The 17,020-nt window shown below is 50.4% G+C and carries 16 protein-coding genes and 1 pseudogene; 9 read left to right on the top strand and 8 right to left on the bottom strand.

The window, feature by feature from the left end:
• Positions 1-47: 47 nt before the first annotated feature.
• The 5 genes and pseudogenes from IPJ88_02150 to IPJ88_02170 all read right to left on the bottom strand — a co-directional run bounded on the left by IPJ88_02150 (position 48) and on the right by IPJ88_02170 (position 5,123).
• On the bottom strand, positions 48-299 hold the full coding sequence (locus tag IPJ88_02150) for a hypothetical protein (GenBank protein ID QQR90569.1): 252 nt from the start codon (positions 297-299) through the stop codon (positions 48-50).
• A 9-nt stretch (positions 300-308) separates the two neighbouring features.
• Positions 309-596 carry a hypothetical protein gene (locus IPJ88_02155; GenBank protein QQR90570.1) on the bottom strand — a complete coding sequence of 96 codons (288 nt, stop codon included), beginning with the start codon at positions 594-596 and terminating at the stop codon, positions 309-311.
• 523 nt (positions 597-1,119) lie between these two features.
• Complete coding sequence (locus IPJ88_02160; protein ID QQR90571.1) at positions 1,120-1,995, bottom strand: hypothetical protein; 876 nt, start codon at positions 1,993-1,995, stop codon at positions 1,120-1,122.
• A 56-nt stretch (positions 1,996-2,051) separates the two neighbouring features.
• Complete coding sequence (locus IPJ88_02165; GenBank protein QQR90572.1) at positions 2,052-4,298, bottom strand: hypothetical protein; 2,247 nt, start codon at positions 4,296-4,298, stop codon at positions 2,052-2,054.
• 580 nt (positions 4,299-4,878) lie between these two features.
• Positions 4,879-5,123 (bottom strand): annotated as a pseudogene (locus IPJ88_02170) (IS481 family transposase).
• Positions 5,124-5,189: 66 nt separating this feature from the next.
• Between IPJ88_02170 and IPJ88_02175 the strand changes: the two are divergent.
• From IPJ88_02175 to IPJ88_02195, 5 genes are all read left to right on the top strand, one after another.
• A complete protein-coding gene (locus tag IPJ88_02175) occupies positions 5,190-5,276 on the top strand; it encodes a hypothetical protein (GenBank protein QQR91940.1) in 87 nt (28 codons plus the stop codon).
• 75 nt (positions 5,277-5,351) lie between these two features.
• Positions 5,352-6,701: a hypothetical protein gene (locus tag IPJ88_02180; protein QQR90573.1), complete on the top strand. Its 1,350-nt coding sequence runs from the start codon at positions 5,352-5,354 to the stop codon at positions 6,699-6,701.
• A 38-nt stretch (positions 6,702-6,739) separates the two neighbouring features.
• Positions 6,740-7,954, top strand: coding sequence for a GNAT family N-acetyltransferase (locus tag IPJ88_02185; GenBank protein ID QQR90574.1), 1,215 nt, complete (start codon positions 6,740-6,742; stop codon positions 7,952-7,954).
• 51 nt (positions 7,955-8,005) lie between these two features.
• Positions 8,006-9,337 (top strand): MATE family efflux transporter, encoded by a 1,332-nt coding sequence (locus IPJ88_02190; protein QQR90575.1) that lies wholly within the window; start codon positions 8,006-8,008, stop codon positions 9,335-9,337.
• 66 nt (positions 9,338-9,403) lie between these two features.
• Entirely contained in the window at positions 9,404-9,784 is a 381-nt protein-coding gene (locus IPJ88_02195; GenBank protein QQR91941.1) for an FG-GAP repeat protein, read from the top strand.
• 1 nt (position 9,785) lies between these two features.
• Here the strand turns inward: IPJ88_02195 and IPJ88_02200 are convergent, their stop codons facing one another.
• Positions 9,786-11,690: a hypothetical protein gene (locus tag IPJ88_02200; protein ID QQR90576.1), complete on the bottom strand. Its 1,905-nt coding sequence runs from the start codon at positions 11,688-11,690 to the stop codon at positions 9,786-9,788.
• Between the two features lie 261 nt (positions 11,691-11,951).
• Between IPJ88_02200 and cysE the strand changes: the two genes are divergently transcribed.
• On the top strand, positions 11,952-12,773 hold the full coding sequence (gene cysE / locus IPJ88_02205; GenBank protein ID QQR90577.1) for a serine O-acetyltransferase: 822 nt from the start codon (positions 11,952-11,954) through the stop codon (positions 12,771-12,773).
• Here cysE and IPJ88_02210 read toward each other — a convergent pair.
• The gene (locus IPJ88_02210; protein QQR90578.1) at positions 12,763-13,026 is read right to left on the bottom strand and encodes a glutathione S-transferase N-terminal domain-containing protein; all 264 of its coding nucleotides are present in this window, start codon (positions 13,024-13,026) and stop codon (positions 12,763-12,765) included. The two genes, cysE and IPJ88_02210, sit on opposite strands and share 11 nt — an antisense overlap.
• Positions 13,026-13,277 carry a hypothetical protein gene (locus tag IPJ88_02215; protein ID QQR90579.1) on the bottom strand — a complete coding sequence of 84 codons (252 nt, stop codon included), beginning with the start codon at positions 13,275-13,277 and terminating at the stop codon, positions 13,026-13,028. Before IPJ88_02215 ends, IPJ88_02210 begins: the two co-directional genes overlap by 1 nt.
• A 73-nt stretch (positions 13,278-13,350) precedes the next feature.
• Here IPJ88_02215 and IPJ88_02220 point away from each other — a divergent pair, with 73 nt between their 5' ends.
• From IPJ88_02220 to tadA, 3 genes are all read left to right on the top strand, one after another.
• On the top strand, positions 13,351-14,184 hold the full coding sequence (locus tag IPJ88_02220; GenBank protein ID QQR90580.1) for a transketolase: 834 nt from the start codon (positions 13,351-13,353) through the stop codon (positions 14,182-14,184).
• 3 nt (positions 14,185-14,187) lie between these two features.
• Entirely contained in the window at positions 14,188-15,129 is a 942-nt protein-coding gene (locus tag IPJ88_02225) for a transketolase family protein (protein QQR90581.1), read from the top strand.
• 81 nt (positions 15,130-15,210) lie between these two features.
• Positions 15,211-17,019 (top strand): Flp pilus assembly complex ATPase component TadA, encoded by a 1,809-nt coding sequence (gene tadA, locus IPJ88_02230; protein ID QQR90582.1) that lies wholly within the window; start codon positions 15,211-15,213, stop codon positions 17,017-17,019.
• Position 17,020: the final 1 nt, after the last annotated feature.

A 17,020-nucleotide genomic window follows, 5' to 3' on the forward strand; every position in this document is an offset into this window, starting at 1 on the left:
AGAAATTCTTCAAGTACCAAGCCGTCGATATTGACTTGGTAGGGCTTTCAGTACGACATCAGGCCCACTCCAAAATAAAAAGGCAGCTGGGCACGACTCGGATTGTGAACCGCTGATGTCGAATCACTAGACTTATCATAGCGCACGCCCATGACGAGCATTTCGAATCCCGAGACGATTCTAAGCTTACTATCGGACAGTTCGCATTGCTCGAGATCACCCGATGCACCACGGTCCACCACGCACACCGGTCGCGACGGTCGTGTACTTGTATCAAACGCGCGCGGCTCGTAACGCACGATGGGCTCCTAGTGTTTGAAAATGGGAAAACCGATCATGCCAAGCAGCCATGCAGCTTGGGGGATGTACGAGCCCACTTGGGCAATGCTCGGCGCAGCTCCGGTTCTTGGCCCGGATAGACCATTGGATTCGTAGTAGCCTTTGTGAATGTTAAGAAAATCAAAGAGGCGCGCTTGTGCGCTGATGCGCCAGGTCAAGTAGTTAGCCATGCTGATTTGAACGCTGGAGTAACCCTGCGGAAGCCAGGCACGGTATCCAAGCCCAAGTGTAATATCAAGCCCGGAAATTTTTACCAAACCATCGCTTTGGTAAATCGCTTCGCACCGATGGCTGCGTTGTCTTTGCGCTTTTGAGCACAGGAGGCGGCGGCGCGGTGCTTGGCTTTTTCTTTTTGTCCACGGCTGAAGTTTGGGACTTGCGCGTCAGCTTTTGCTGTCTGGCTTTTTCGTTCGAGCGCTCAAATCCTTGTTCAACATGTTCGTGAACACGCTCTTTTAGAGTCTGGGCCTTGACAGTGTGATGACTAGCCACAAGAAAAACAGCGATAACAAAGCAACGCATGAGCGCAGGACCAAGGGGACTTGGATTGCTGGTGGATTCTAGGTGCTCTAGTCTCGGCAGATGGCGTTCAGAATGACGAGATGCTTACGCATGCACGCGGTGAGCGCCACTTTGGCAGATTTATGTTTTTCCATGCAGCGGTGATGAAGTGCTGCAACCGGACCTTGTTTGCTTCTGACGGCACATTGAGCCGCCGAAGCATGCACATCCGCTAAATGTCGTTGGCACCTGCACAAATTGCTCTAGGCTTCTTCGCTCTTACAGGCCCAATCGCCCTAAGAACATGCCGCGGTTTCCGGTCGACGTCACTGGGCCTGGGCCAAAATCCAGCGTGCTGTACAAATCTCCGCCTACATAAGCATGGGTTGTGCCAGCGGCCGCAATGCCTTCACTGTAATCCTGACTCACACCACCGGAGCCCACCGAGTAAAGGTGGTTGCCGTTGGTATCGAGCATCACCACAAAAACAGTAGAAGACGCTACATAGTTAGTCGGTCCGCCGCCGAAATCAACGGATCCATACATTTCTCCGGAAAAGATAATATCATCGTTTGCATTCGATGTTACCCGCCTGGCTTGCTCGTAGGTGCTAGGCGATGCGGAATACATATGCGCCCACCGGTAGGCCCCGGCGGAAGTGTAGCTGGCAACAAAAATCGGATCCGAAGCGGGGCCGGTTACCACACCTCCCCCGAAGTCCATGCTTGCGTTCCCCGCTTTTCCTCCTGCGATTGTAACATTGCCCGAGGAATCAATGGTTGTGCCGTAGGATCCAATCCCGGAGGGCGTGGCATAGTTATTTGCCCACTGGTAGTTGCCGGTTTGATCAAAACATACCAACAACAAATCCCATCCTGAAGGCGTGATAAGCCCGCCACCAAAATCGGTCGCAGCCTTGAGCGTTCCAGCGGCGCAATAAAGTGATCCGCGCGCTGCAATCGAGTTCCAGTTGACGTTGGTAGAGCCGAAAGAGTTGCCCCAACGGTAACTGCCGTTGGTATCGAGGCTGACTAGAATTTGCCCAGCGGCCAGGGCCCCTCCTCCGAAATCTGCGGTGGCACCTGTGGTGACCACCTTGAAGAAAATGTTACCTGCAGAGTCTTCTGCCAAATCATTGAAGGGTCCGATGCTCACACTGGCATTGCCATAACGTTTGGACCAACGATGTGTGCCATTGCTGTCGTAAGAGGCTACAAAGGCATCCCAAAAGTGCCTAAGGAAGTCAGTGTGCCTCCCCCAAAATCCACTGAGCCATCAAACATGCCGCCGATATAAATGTTTCCACTTGAATCGCTGACGATGCGTGAAACATCGACTTTGGCACCGGCCGCTCCTATTCCAAAGGACCACTGATGATTGCCGTTGCTGTCGTATTTTGCAACAACAGTGTCGGTGCTTCCCACAAGAGGGATTGGGGCACCGCCCATATCGGCCGAAGGCCCTTGGAAGGTGCCCGTCAGGTAAATAGTGGATGCATCCGGTGTCGAGATGCCTTTAAGTTTGGCGACCCAAGTACTTCCGATTGCACGGGTCCACGTTGAAGAGGCTGCCGCGGTGCACTGATTTGTGATGCAAAAACCACTCGCGCAGTCCGTTGCCGAATTGCACGATTGGCCCACTGCGCAAACAGCGCCGCATACACCGCCGCAATCGACATCTGTTTCGTCTTGGTTTTGCATGGCATCGCTGCAAGTCGCCGCGCTAGCTTGGCAAATATTGCCAGTGCACACGCCCGAAGTGCAATCACCACCCACAAGACAGGCAAGCCCATCCCCACAACCTCCGCAGATGCTGCCACCGCAATCGACATCTGTTTCGTCTTGGTTGGTAGCGCCATCAGCGCAAGTCGGTGCTTGGCAAACGTTACCAGTGCACACACCCGATGTGCAATCCCCTGCAACCGAGCAACTTTGCCCTGTGGCGCAGGCAGAGCATGTTGAACCACCGCAATCGACATCTGTTTCGTCTTGGTTGGTGATGCCATCACTGCAAGTCGGCGCTTGGCAGATATTGCCGGTGCACACGCCTGAGCTGCAATCGCCGGCCACCGCGCAGCCAGCGCCATCGAAACATGCGCCGCATGTGCTGCCCCCGCAATCGGTATCGGTCTCGTCTTGATTGATCACGCCATCGGCACAGGTTGGCACTTGGCAAACGTTGCCAGTGCACACACCCGATGTGCAATCCCCAGCAACCGAGCATGAGTCTCCATCGGCGCAGGCAGAGCATGTTGAACCACCGCAGTCGACATCTGTTTCGTCTTGGTTGGTGATGCCATCACTGCAAGTCGGTGCTTGGCAGATATTGCCAGTGCACACGCCTGAACTGCAATCCCCAGCAACCGAGCATGAGTCTCCATCGGCGCAGGCAGAGCATGTTGAACCACCGCAATCGACACCTGTTTCGTCTTGGTTGGTGATGCCATCACTGCAAGTCGGTGCTTGGCAGACATTGCCAGTGCACACGCCTGAACTGCAATCGCTGGGCACCGCGCAGCCAGCGCCACCGGCGCAGGCGGTGCATATCGATCCGCCGCAATCGGTGTCTGTTTCATCTTGGTTGGTGACGCCATCGAAGCAGGTTGGCACTTGGCAGATATTGCCGGTGCATACGCCTGAGCTGCAATCTCCTGCAACAGAACAGCCTGCACCATCCACGCAGGCAGTGCATGTCGAACCCCCACAATCGATATCGGTCTCATCGCCGCTAAGCAGGCCATCCGTGCAATTGCTCGCACCGCATAATCCGTTTGTACATAGGTTTGAGTTGCAGTCTCCAGCGCTAGAGCAACCTTGGCCCACTGCGCAACCACCACAACTCCCGCCACAGTCGATATCGGTCTCGTCACCATTGAGTTGACCATCGACGCAGGAAGGGTCAACGCAAGTCCTGTTGCTACAAAGTGCCGTCACACAATCAGAAGCGACATTGCAACCCTGACCTTGAGCGCAAGCCCCACAGCCGCTGCCTCCACAATCGACGTCACTTTCGGTAAAATTTTGGATACCATCACTGCAGTAGGTATCTACGTCCGTATCGTCCGGAACTCCATCGCCATCGCTATCGTTATCTAGGTAGTTTGGGATCCCATCGCCATCAAGATCACCATCTCCCTCGTCTGCATCGAGCAAACCGTCACCGTCGCTGTCGGTATCCAAGTAAGCCATATCACCATCTGCATCGACGTCGAATTCGCCCATGGCTGTTTCATCATCGACTTCACCGCGAGTGGGAATAGTGTCTCCATCGTCATCGTCATCGAAAATATTGAGCAGCCCATCGGCATCAGTATCACCTAGAATTTCCTCACTATCGACTATCCCGTCGTTGTCGCTGTCTAAACGGGAACCTTGTGGAGGCAGCGGATCAAAACCGAGTCGACCGCACCCACAAAGGCTAAAAAAGAGCATTAGCAAAATGAAAGATGTCTTAGACACGGTATTTTAGTATAACCATCATTTTACACCGATGCAACATGTGCCCCAATAGTATGGAAGCTCTTGTGGGATATTTCCAGACAATGGAATGCTTCATAGCTGCATGCCAAACCCATTTAAGCGCAATGCAGCCTCTGCCTAAACCTGCGTATCAAAGCAACGAGCGCCGGAGCTAGGTCATTTCAGACAGCGTCTTCAAATTATCAAATCACCATAAGATGCCTACCCCAACTTCCCACCAAAGGTCGCTGGCACCTTTTTGCCTTTTTTGGGGCTCTGCGCTTGGCAATCGGTGAAACCGAGTCAAGAGAAGTTGGCCTATGGCTTTTTTGAGCCCATGTGCACAAGCAAAACAGCCGCGTTCATCTTTAACTCCAAAAATGCGTTGGAACGGTTATTTCTAGTAGCCGAGACTTAATGGGACAGTCACCCTGATTGGAGAAGTCGTCTGTCAGATGATGTTATACGACCTTTTCGCCTACGTGTTTATCGCTCCAGCCTTGTTTGCAGTCAAGCAAAGTCTGCCAAGGCGTACGTCCACAGCACGTCTTGCTTTGATGGGTTGGTTCTTTGTTGTAAAGCTGTAGGTATCGACAAAGGTTTGCGACCGACGCCCTTCATCGTGCCGACATAAAAAGTATCTTGGGAGCCTAAAAATCCGGGGTATGCGGTGTCGATTTCACCATGGGCTTCGTCGTATTGTTTGCCTTGTTCCATCGCCGCGACTTGCGCTTCGGTAAGAACAATTCCCTCAGAGGCCACTTTCTTTTCCAAGGCATAAAGACGTTTTTTGAAAGTGTGAAGGTCATGGCGGAGCCACACGCTGCACCTGCTTCCAACTCTTTTTGAAGACCTTGATCTGTTTGGCCTCAAAAATCCGTAGCTCACGAAATTAGTCACGTTTTGGGACTCAACCATCATTCAAATCCCACTAACCTTATGTCACCATCGCTCAAAGCAACGGTGTTGCCGAAGTAGACCACTTCCAAGTTAGAGCGATTGCAAATAGTTATTTTTTTCCATCGTTCATGATGTAAAAGATGAGGAGTTCCCATGATTTCCATGCTACCTACGGATCTACGACACTTGTACGACAGCGTCGTGCAGGTGCGCCCTGCTTTGGGCGAACGTTTGAAGCAGTTCGGCGAGCTTCGGTTAAACGAGTACTGCGGTCAACTTGAGCATCAACAAAAGCCAAGTGAAGTGCTGAAGAATATTTTGTTGGAGCATGCTGCTCGTCTGCATAGTCCTGAGTTGGTAGAGTCTTTCAGATGGCAATTAGAGCGGAGCGCATCTCTATGTACTTCAGATCATTGTGGCACATTGTTTCAACCTCTGTGTTTTCAGTCCAATTTGGTCACTGCGTATGCGATGTATTGCAAGCAGCTCAAAGTTGTTCCGGTATTGGCGACAGGTAATATACCCATGAACAACAAAACCGAGCCCAGAGCCATATATTGGGGAAACGAAAAGAAAAACATTATGCCCTCCAAGTACAAAAGAAACCTTGTGTACGGTCATGCCGGGTTTAGCCGTCAGCATTACGAAAATTTGCCGTTAGCAGTTCAGGAAATTGTTCCTTTTTCGAAATTAGAAGGAATGATATTGTCGGATCAATTTTGCAAGCTCAATACTGAACTATGGAAAGCTTTTGGATCTTATATTTCTGGATTTCCAAATTTGGTTTATCTTCATCTAGAAGATGTAGTGATTGATCTTTTGGAGTACTCTTTTGCGCAGCGCGATGAATACTTTCACATTTGTTGTTCTGAAGAGCACAGGTCAATAACGTTAAAGGCCTTGGACGGCCTTGAATACTGTTGGTCAGGTGAAGCCAGAGGAAGTCAGTTGTTTTGGGCGAGAAGTGGCAAAGGGCGAGCCGTACGATTGAAAGTAGAGAGCAACAAGCTTGTAGGGCTAGATTCTGAATTCCCGATGCAAGCAGAAGCTCTATTGCAAGCGCTCCGTCGCTTTGATCTGGTACCTACAAATTTTCTTGCCTTAACCTTACTTATCAAGCATGGAGCCGTACTGCTTGCTGGAGTCAATCAGTGTGAGCGAATGCCGCCACTGTTGGAGCATTGGGTAACAGCTCTACAAACAATGGGCTTTACGGAATCTTCTAGGGTTTTCGAAAGGGCATTACCTACACAACTCGTCATGCCAATTATTGCTTTGTATGCTCAAGATTACTCGATTCACCAAGCTCTTGAAAGCATGATGTGTGAACCTCAGAAGACATTTAGACGTGTGCAAGATTCACTCAAAAAGCAAACACTCAGACAAAACCTGCTTAGCTTCATGTTTCCCTTTTGTTACCACGAAGAGGTTCCTACAGATCTTCAGCGCGAAGACGTTCTTAAGCTGGACACGCCTAGCGTTGCCAGGAAAATGGGTATTTAGAACACATCCATCATTTGTTTGCGTATTTGTTTATAGTGGTGGAATATACGCTTGCGCTGGGGGGGGGCACATTGGACGTTCTTTACAGTCATCGGGAAATTCAACCAGATTGGTGGAATGATCTACACATCACAGATTGCTACCATACCGAGCCATGGATTAAGCTTGGTGAGTCACGATTCGAGCAGGATAGTCGATACATTGCCGTCAAAGATGGCTCTGGAAGAATTCAAGCGTTAGCTCCATGTTGCCGAATAAGAGATCCTCAGATATGGCCCACGTACAATCTCTGGAAACTCTTTACAAAAGCTTCTTTCATCCAGTTTGAAGACCTACCAGGGATCGACCATGCGAAGTTTAGTACCAATGCTGAGTACATCGATGCGGCCGTTGGTGACAAGCTTTTTCCAAACTTGATCTGTACGGCCCCAGAAGGTTTTATGACGGGTCCCATGTATGCTTATGGACTTAGCCCAGAAACTATCAATACCGTAAACACATCGATTGTGGATGGACTAAAGCAGCTCGGTGAAGAACTGGAATGTGCAGCCTCGTCGCTTTTGTATGTAATGGAAGACAGTCCAATACGCTCTTACTTAGATCAAACTGATTGGATACCAATGCAAATGAACCCAATGGCGATTTTAGACATAAAGTGGAAGAGCTTTGATGAATATCTGTCCAGCCTTAGTAGGAAACGGCGCGAGTCAACACGACGTGAAATGAAAAAATTTAAAGAAAGCGGTATGATTGTCAAACAGGAACGCCTCGAAGATTTACCTATAGATCGAACAGCGGAACTTTTTCACAATGTGAATGCTAAGCACATGGGCTTTGACGCTGGGCCGGTTCAGCACGCTCGATACTATATTGAAGGGCTACTCGGTCTTGGGCTAACTCACACGGTTTATGCTGCTTACCAAAATGAAAATCTTGTAGCTTTTTCACTTTTCTTTCTCCAAGACAACACTCTCTTTGCCAGAGTTATGGGCATTGACTACGAGCGTGCCACTGACTACAGCTACTTTAATTTATTGTTCTATAGACCCATTATAGATGCCATTGAACAGGGTGTAGCATGCATCGATTTTGGGGGCATGCTCAAAGCCAAATTAATAAGGGGATGTAAACCACATCGCTCGTTCAGTTATTTTAAGTTCGGATCCGAAGTTTGCAAAGATGCACAAGCTATAAGAGCCATGCGAGAGAATGCTGACATAATCTCGCGCTATCACGATTTAGTGGTGTCCTAAGGGAGTGCATGCTTGAGGGTTCTATTGAATACGACAGAGTCTAGAAGCGACTTGAAAAAGCTAATTCGTTTGGCTGGACCTTTAGTTGTTACGCGCTCGACCTTGGCAGTTACCGGAATCGCAGACGCTGTGATGGTTTCCCCGCTGGGAGAGGAAGCAGTGACTTCTGTTACCGCAGGAGCAGTTGATCTGATCAATTTTGCCATGCTCCCATTGGGAATAGTTCATATGGTGCAGAGCTTTGCATCCCAATATGCGGGAAAAAAAGATATCGTCACCAGCCAGCGTTATGCGGTGTATGCAATTGGGATTGCGTTGCTAGCACAAGTGTTGGCACTAGCGATTCTCCCGTTACTGAAGCCCGCAGTTGCTTTGTCGGACTATACTCTCGAAGTCCAAAGTTTATTGGTCGATTATTTGTGGATACGTATGTTTGGTGTGGCAACGCTTGTTATTACCGAAGCTCTTGGCATGTGGTACGCGGGACAAGGCGACGCCAGAACTCAGATGGTCGTTCAGTTGATTATGACTTTTGCAAATATCTTCCTTAATTGGATTTTAATTACAGGCCATTGGGGTATCCCCGCGTTTGGGGTTCAGGGTGCTGCCATAGCTAGTGTTTTAGCAAGTGCTTTAGGTTCTGTTTTATTGGTGATGGTCTTCTTCCGAAAGAACATTAATAGAGGTTATTTGTCTCGGCGTGAGTTGAAGTCTGAAGAGTTTTATCGCTTGTTGCGATTTGGACTTCCCAATGGGCTTTTATCTTTTTTGGGCTATGGGTCTTGGACGTTTTTCATAAATGTTGCTGTTGCGCATTTGGGCACACAACTAGCAGCGGCTACATTGATTGTTTTGAATATCAACAATCTCTGTTTTTTACCGGCGTTTGGTTTGGGAGCAGCAGGAGCAATCATCGCTGGGCAGTATATCGGAGCAGGAATGCCCGAGCGTGCCCCACAAATTCTTCGCATGACTCTGTCCGTCACAATTCTCTGGGCAGTGTTGCTCGGTGCAACTTACTTCCTCGTACCTGAGTTTTATCTAAACTTATTTGCTATCGGAAAGGACGCGAATTTTAGCCTCGTCGATGTAGGCAGTAATATCTTGAAAATAAGTGCGGCCGTGTTGCTTTTTGACTCAACGGCGACCGTGCTAACTGCCTTTTTGCGTGCAGTCGGCGACACGCATTGGTTGTTTGCTGCGCAACTGGTCATCAACTGGCTGGTGTTCGTGCCTTTGGCCATCATTGGAGTGATGCTAATTGATGGTGGCTATATTGCTGCAATGGGTGCTTTTCTTTTTTGCATGTTCCTAAGTTCCGCAGCGTACTTGGTGCGCATCAGGAGCAATCGCTGGCGCTCGATTGACCTTTTGCACCACTAGGACCAAGGCAAGGGATCAACAGACACCAGGAAGGCCAGGAAGGCTGCCAGCGCGTTTTCCTAGGGTATTAAGTTTAGCGGTTTAGACCCGGGCAGACAGTTTGGACGGACACTAACCTTCATCCCCGATATCAACGGCGATGGCATCGAAGACTTAGCCCTTGCTGAACTGGGTCCAGGTGAAACAACCGGCCGCATCTACATTGTTTATGGAAGAAGATCATGGACGAGTGCTGAGTTTGATTTAGCGACACTCGACGGAAGCAATGGTTTTGCGATTGACGGCGTCTCGGCAGACGATCGACCCGGACGCTCCCTGAGTACCTGCGATCTTAACAAAGACGGCTATTCAGACATAATCTCTGGCGCGTTCTTTACCGATGTCGGTGAAAAAATCGATGTCGGTCGCGTATACGTCGTCTTTGGTTTCGCTAACGGTAGCGCATAATTTAGGGGCAAGCGCGGTTGCAGACGACGATGTTACCAGGGCAGCTTTGGGGCGATCCGCTTCCGCAGCTATCAATGGAACAAGAGCTTGCACCAGTGCAGTTGAGCAAACAGCTTGCGCTTCCCGTGCATCGAACGGTTTCGCAATCTCCGGCGGAGGTACAATCAATCTCGCAATCCGAAGTGCCAGAGCAGGTAACTTTGCATGTGTTAGCATTCGTGCAATCGATGTTGCATTGCGAATCGTCGCTACAGGTGGCATCGCATTCATCACTTGTATCGGTGCAATCAATGTCACAACTGGCGTTGCTGCTGCAAGCAGGTCTGCAGGTTGCCGCATCGGTGCAATCAATGCCGCAAGTCGAATCATCACCGCAACTTGGGTTGCAGTAATCAGAGACACCTGAACAATTGAAATCGCACAAGGCATCGTCGTTGCAATCTGCAAGGCATTTCTCAGAATCAGAACAGTCCACAGCGCATGTTGATGTATTATCGCATTGCATATCGCATGTGCCTGTGGTGTTTGAGCAACCAAGATCACAGCCACAGGAGTTTTCACAATTGAGCGCGCAGCCGCTGCCTCCGCAGTCCTGACTGCAGGAACCTGTCGTGCATGCGGTAGTACAAACACCGCAATCGCCTGGTGCCGTATTGACGTCTTCGCTGCCGTTGCAACATCCATCGCCGCTAAGAGAGCCGCAATCTTGAGGACAATCGCAGGTGGTTTCGCTGGCTCCACAGCATCCATCACCACACACCGTGCTGCTTGCAACATTCTCACACATGTCCGTTAAACCGTTGCAGCTATCCGTTGTGCATGCATTGGAATCGTTGCAGCTTTGTGCTGCTCCATTTTGACATGAACCGCTAGTGCAGGTTTCAGCACCGTTGCAAAACACGCCATCATCACACAAAGCATCTGTGCCTTCGTCTGTGTCGCCATCGCAATTGTCATCCACATTGTTACAGGTCTCAGTCTCTCCGGGATTAACATTGCTGTTGCCGTCATCGCAATCAATCAACGCAGAACTGATGCCTCCAGAGGGCTGCGTGCCGCAACTTGTATAGCCGTCACTGTCGCCATCAAAACCATTATCGAAAATGCCATCGCAGTCGTTATCAAGACCATCGCAGCTCTCAGTGACAGGGAGTTGACCCGAACAAGTCGACCAGCTTCCGTTCTGACAGCTTTGTGTTCCTGCCGTGCACTCGCCGACGTCGCTGCTGCAAGCTTGAGAATCACCGTCTGTGCATTCGCACTCTTCATCGGTCGTTCCATCGCAATCGTTATCAAGCCCATCGCACTGACTGCTATCTTCCGTTTCAGTGTAGCTTGCAGGATAACTGCAAACCCAGCCGTCTTTGCCTGAACAACTCGGTACGCTTCCATCGCAAACACCCATGCTTTTACACGATGTGCTTGGAGCAAGTCCATCATCGACCTCGCCATTGCAGTCATCATCAAAGCCATCGCATGACTGCTCGGTGGCTGTGCACGCACGGAACTCCACATCAGCTGTCGCATCAAGCTCGACGGCACCAGCCCAAAGACGAAGGGTGCTTGTTCCAGTCGTAGCCGAGGAGATATAAGCGATCGTGCTGCCTGTATCGTCTGTTGGATAGGCCGGACCAAAAATCGTATCGACATCGCCACGCGATGAAGTGACTTCGACTTCAACGCCAACCTGGGGAATGCCTTCTTTATTCGTGAGACGAACGCTTATTTTGCCTTTAGCCTGAGCATCCGCTGGCACGGGGCTATCCACGCTAAGCTCTACAACAAAATCGCTGGCACCATCTTGTTTCGATCCGCTACCACTACCGCAAGCACTTGGTAAACCAAGCAAGAGTAATATCATGCCAAGCAACGAGAGTTGCCATGCGTAGTGTCGGTATCCGTTCATGTGAGCCCCCGAATATTAGGACACCCGCGTTAAAATCGATCGCGATCAACACGACGACAAGCCCGCAACCCAAACATGCCCCTAACCTTAACTATACTGAATTGAAGGCAATTAGTCACGGAGTTGTCCAAAAACTACTACGAAAAAGGCTTACATTGTGCGCATCGCAACTTGCTTTGCGCGAAATGGAAGTGGGCATAGCAATCGACATTTATTCCTAGGGAAAAACTTGCTAAAGAGCATGGGAGTTTACCGTCGTTTATGACTTCCACACCCTCACTTACTCCGCCGTCCAATCCCTGTGAGCCTCCTTTAAAACGAGGTCCTCTAGGCCGGCTGCGCGCTACCTTCGCCTGCTATCTCGGAGATATTGATGCAGTGTTCAAGCACGATCCTGCTGCGCGTTCTCGGCTTGAGGTGATCTTTAGTTATCCAGGCTTGCACGCTCTTGCCTGCCATCGTTTTGCGCATTTTCTGTGGCACCATCGTTTTTACTTTTTGGCACGCTTTTTATCCCATCTGAATCGTTTCTTCACCGGCATTGAGATTCATCCTGGCGCTACCATTGGCCGCGGCGTGTTTATCGATCATGGCATGGGTGTGGTGATCGGTGAAACTGCCATCGTCGGTGATGAATGCATTTTGTATAAAGGCGTAGTCCTTGGTGGCACGCACACCGAACCCACTATTCGCCATCCTCAGCTTGGCAAACGCGTGGTTGTTGGATCAAATGCTTGTGTTTTAGGTGCCATTACTATTGGCGATGATGCGCGCATCGGCTCAGGTTCTGTGGTGATCCGACCCGTGCCGGCAGGTGCAACTGTCGTTGGCGTCCCAGGCCGAATTGTGCCCGCCAAGGGCGATAAGGCGTCACGCTTTGAGTCAACGCTCGATCATGCCAGTCTTCCCGATCCAGTTGCTGAAATGGTGCGTGCATTGCGTGATGAAAACGATCAGTTAAGGAAACGCATCGAAAACGTCGAAAACGCCGTTCAAATTTCCCCACCACCTGAAGAAGACTCGCCTCATCTCATCGATGGCGATTTAGCGACTACCGATCTGCCACCTAAAGTTAAAACTTAGCAAAGTTTTTTTCGAGATAGGCAACGATATCGCGTGATTCTGGCATCCAGGTCTCGCCTTGTTCGCTAAAGATGCGCAACACAGGAACGGTACTGCGGCCTCGCGCTGCAATGAGCTCGCGTCGCGACTCAGACTCGATCAAAATATCATGTAGCTCAACATCAACTTGCAACTGTTCAATGACGCTAAGCACCCGCTGACAATAAAAACAGCTTGGATAGTAGTAGAGCGTCAGTTTCGCGGGATAAACCATCAGGGTATCAAGATAGTTGCTGGGCCACAACGCGGCGCAGGCGGACTATTTCCCTGAGCGATCATGCCTGAAGTGCAAACGTATATCTTGTTGCCTTGCAGTACCCACATGCCGCCTGGTCCATCACGCAACGCTGCGGCGCCACCCTCATTTGCCCGAGCGCGCTGTCCAAGACTCTGGCTAGAAAAAAGCAAAGCCCCAGCAAGCACAAACACGGCTGAAATCGCTACAAAAACATCTCTCTTTGTCATATTTCTCCCCGTTTTTGGCAGGATATATCCTGTGTTCCTCGCTGACAATCCGTGCTACTAAGCCGCCACTATTATGAGCAGCATCGATCGATCAACACAAGTGGCAGAGCTTAGCAAGCTCTGCCGTGGTTTTAGGCGTGACATCCTCACCATGCTCACCAAAGCAGGCAGTGGCCATCCGGGTGGCTCGCTAAGCGCTATCGACTTGATCGCAACTTTGTACCAATGCGAGTTGCGACACGATCCGAAAAACGCAAACTGGCCCGATCGCGATCGTTTTGTGCTCTCCAAAGGCCATGGCGTACCCGCTCTTTATGCAGTGCTTGCACAGCATGGCTATTTTGATCGTGACCTGCTTCCAACCTTACGAACTTTGGGATCGCCTCTGCAAGGCCACCCGGTCGTGGGCACAGCGGCAGGCATTGAAGCCTGCACCGGATCGCTTGGACAAGGTTTGTCCGTCGCCCAGGGGATCGCACTTGGCGCACGCCTCGATAAAAAAGATTACCGCGTGTTTTGTTTGATGGGCGATGGCGAGATTCAAGAAGGCCAAGTCTGGGAAGCCGCCATGAGTGCAGCGAAGTATAAAATCGATAATCTTATCGGTATTTTGGACTACAATCGCGGCCAAATCGACGGACCCGTCTCGGAAGTGATGCCCATTGAACCTTTGGCCGATAAATGGTCAGCGTTTGGTTGGAAAACAAAAAGCATCGATGGGCACGACTACGCGCAGATCCTTGATGCCCTCGACTGGGCCAAAAAAGCTGAAGGAAGCCCTAAAATCATTTTGGCTAACACTATCAAAGGCAAAGGGGTTTCGTTTATGGAACACGAGATTGGCTGGCATGGTGTGACCCCGAGCGACGAACAACTGCAGCAAGCCCTTCAGGAGCTAAGCGAGTAAAACATGACGCAAGAACAAAAAGCAAAAGCCACCCGACAAGCTTTTGGCGAGACACTCGCAAGCCTTGGTGCTTCGCATCCTGATATCGTAGTCATGGATGCCGATTTATCGAAATCAACCAAGAGTGACATCTTCGCCAAACAATTTCCCGAACGCTTTTTTGAAATGGGCATCGCTGAGCAAAACATGCTTGGTGTGGCTGCGGGTTTGGCATCCACTGGCAAGCATGTCTTTTGTTGCTCTTTTGCCTGCTTCTTGGCGGGTCGTTTTGAAACAATTAAGATTTCTGTCGCCTATGCCAAAGCCAACGTCACCATGGTGGGCACCCACGCTGGCGTAGGCATCGGTCCAGACGGTTACTCGCAAATGGGTCTAGAAGACTTGGCCCTATTGCGCACGCTACCGGGTGTGCAGGTCTTTCAGCCCTGTGATGAGATTGAAACGCAAGCCATCATGATGCATTTGGCGAAGCACCAAGGCCCCGCTTACCTGCGTCTTACTCGGCAAAACCTGAGCCCAATGCATAGCAAAGATTATGTCTTCAAAGCAGGCGCGTTGGATGTGTTATCCGAGGGAAGCGATATCGCCATCTTTGCGACCGGAGGCACTGTGATGCATGCCCTGCAAGCATCGGAATTGCTCAAAAATGAGGGTATCAGCGCTGCGGTGATCAATGTGCCCTCCATCAAACCACTGAACGCCGGAGAAGTCCGGGCGTGGGCTAAACGCGTTTCGGTCATGCTCTCGGTTGAAGATCATATGGTCGCAGGAGGCATGGGAGGAAGCCTGGCAGAGGCCTTAGGACCCGAGCCTTCAGCCCCACTCATCATGCACGGCATTCACGATGTCTTTGGAGAAAGTGGCTCGCCTTCGGAACTTTATGCCAAATTTGAGCTAGATGCCGCCGGAATCGTGAAACATGCCAAACGAGCGCTTAAGCGCTAAGATTCCGCATCCGAACCAAACTTTCCATTCGCCTCAGGAATTGCTAAAACTCTGGGCGATGAGCACAGTCTCGAGACACACATGATTACCGTTATTTTGGCTGAAAAAGGCGGATCCGAACGCCAAATTGAATTCGACAAACCCGAAATAACCATTGGGCGCATCAAAGGAAACGATATTGTTCTTCCTAAGGGCAATGTGTCCAAGCGGCATTCGCGGATCGTGTTTAAAGACGGTCGCTTTATCGTCGTTGATTTAAAAAGCACCAATGGCACCTACGTTAATGGACGCAAGATCACATCACCGGTCGTGGTCAAAAACGACGATAAAGTCTACATCGGCGATTTTATCATTTCGCTAAAAGCAAACGAAGCTGAAAAAGTTCGCCCAAGCACACCTTCCATCCCAGTTCCAGATGACGAACACTCAAGCGCTGTCACTTCAAACAGTACAGCGGCCAAAGTGCTAAGCGATGCACCTGCTCCTGTAGAGCAAAGCCCTTATGCAAAGTCGGGACGTCCGACCGGATCGCTGCCCCCAGCGCTTCCTCCTAAGGCACCATCATCCGTCCCCCAAAACAAAAATGAAGACGAAGTTTTTGTTCCCAGACCCTCAACGGCTCCTCGTTCACCGGGTGGTCTCGAGCGCAAAGCAAGGCCCTCGGCGCTACCCTGGTCAAAAATCACGCTCGATCTCGACCATCAAAAAGCAAAAGATCTCAACTCAGCATTGCGTTTGCTGATGCGTCACATCTCACGCGTATTTGACGTTGAGAATCCAGATCCCGATGCGATTGGCAGCAATTCACGCAGGCATGCTGCAGAAAAGCACATCGAGAGCACGCTTCATGAGCTTCAAAACCAAGGCCTGATTGATACCGAAGTGGATGGACAGGCCCTCGCCAAAGCTGCCTATCAAGAAGCGGTTGGCCTCGGTCCGCTTGAAACGCTCATGGCAGACACGCAAATCCAAGAGATTTTGATCATGGGACCCAAAAAAGCCTTCGCGGATTTTGGAAAAGGTCTCAAAGAACTCGAATCGATTAACTTTTCCTCAAGCAATGCGGTGATCACCGCTGCCCATCGCTTGATGGGGCAAGCGGGTCTTTCCTGCAAAGTGAATTTGCCTATTCAACAAGGACGACTTGCCGACGGAAGCCAAGTCACCATTTGGCAGCGTGCTGTTGCGCCGCAAGGGCCCATGATTCGCATCAAACGTGCTCAAGAAGGCACGGTAGCCGCAAAAACACTGATTGAAGCAGGTGTTTTATCGGAAGAGATTCTTGAACTCATCGAAGAAGCCATGGCGCGTCGCGTTGGTATTTTAGTTAGTGGACCGCCCCACTCGGGCGTCTCAAAGCTGCTCAGTGCGCTTGCTAACTCGATTCCTCAAGAAGAATGGCTGCTAAGCATTGAAAGCGATGTTGGCTTAAGTTTGGCCCATCCGAAACACATTAGTTTAAATCGAGGCGATGCTGAGGGGCAAGCCGAGACAGCGACAATCTTAGCCCGCGCATCTCAGTTTCGCTACGAATGGCTCATTGTGGACGATATCATTGGCGCCGAGGCCTTTGACCTCATCGAACACATGGTTTCGGGGAGCGCTGGAACGCTGCTTGGTTTTCATGCCTCCGGAGTGCAAGATCCACTGCTAACACTTTGCACCATGGCCAAATTTCATGTTCGCGCTCCCGCGAACATGGCTAATCTCATTGCAGATGCCATCGGCCTAACCATTGAAATGGATGTCGATGAAGAAGGCAAACCTTTCGTGGTCACGGTGCGAGAGCCCACCGGCACGCGCGGCGAGAACATCAAAACCCAAGACCTTTTTGTTGTTGAAGAAGGCGAATTCGTGGCCACCGGAAAAGAAGCCAAGTTTTTAAGTTAAT

This window comes from Myxococcales bacterium (genome assembly GCA_016699535.1).
Classification (GTDB): Bacteria; Myxococcota_A; Polyangia; order Polyangiales.

Bases quoted from the DNA above. Each gene is read 5' to 3' on its own strand.
- IPJ88_02220 (QQR90580.1), top strand. From the start codon at position 13,351: ATGAGCAGCATCGATCGATCAACACAAGTGGCAGAGCTTAGCAAGCTC.
- IPJ88_02215 (QQR90579.1), bottom strand. From the start codon at position 13,277: ATGACAAAGAGAGATGTTTTTGTAGCGATTTCAGCCGTGTTTGTGCTT.
- IPJ88_02210 (QQR90578.1), bottom strand. From the start codon at position 13,026: ATGGTTTATCCCGCGAAACTGACGCTCTACTACTATCCAAGCTGTTTT.
- tadA (QQR90582.1), top strand. From the start codon at position 15,211: ATGATTACCGTTATTTTGGCTGAAAAAGGCGGATCCGAACGCCAAATT.
- IPJ88_02225 (QQR90581.1), top strand. From the start codon at position 14,188: ATGACGCAAGAACAAAAAGCAAAAGCCACCCGACAAGCTTTTGGCGAG.
- IPJ88_02180 (QQR90573.1), top strand. From the start codon at position 5,352: ATGATTTCCATGCTACCTACGGATCTACGACACTTGTACGACAGCGTC.
- cysE (QQR90577.1), top strand. From the start codon at position 11,952: ATGACTTCCACACCCTCACTTACTCCGCCGTCCAATCCCTGTGAGCCT.
- IPJ88_02200 (QQR90576.1), bottom strand. From the start codon at position 11,690: ATGAACGGATACCGACACTACGCATGGCAACTCTCGTTGCTTGGCATG.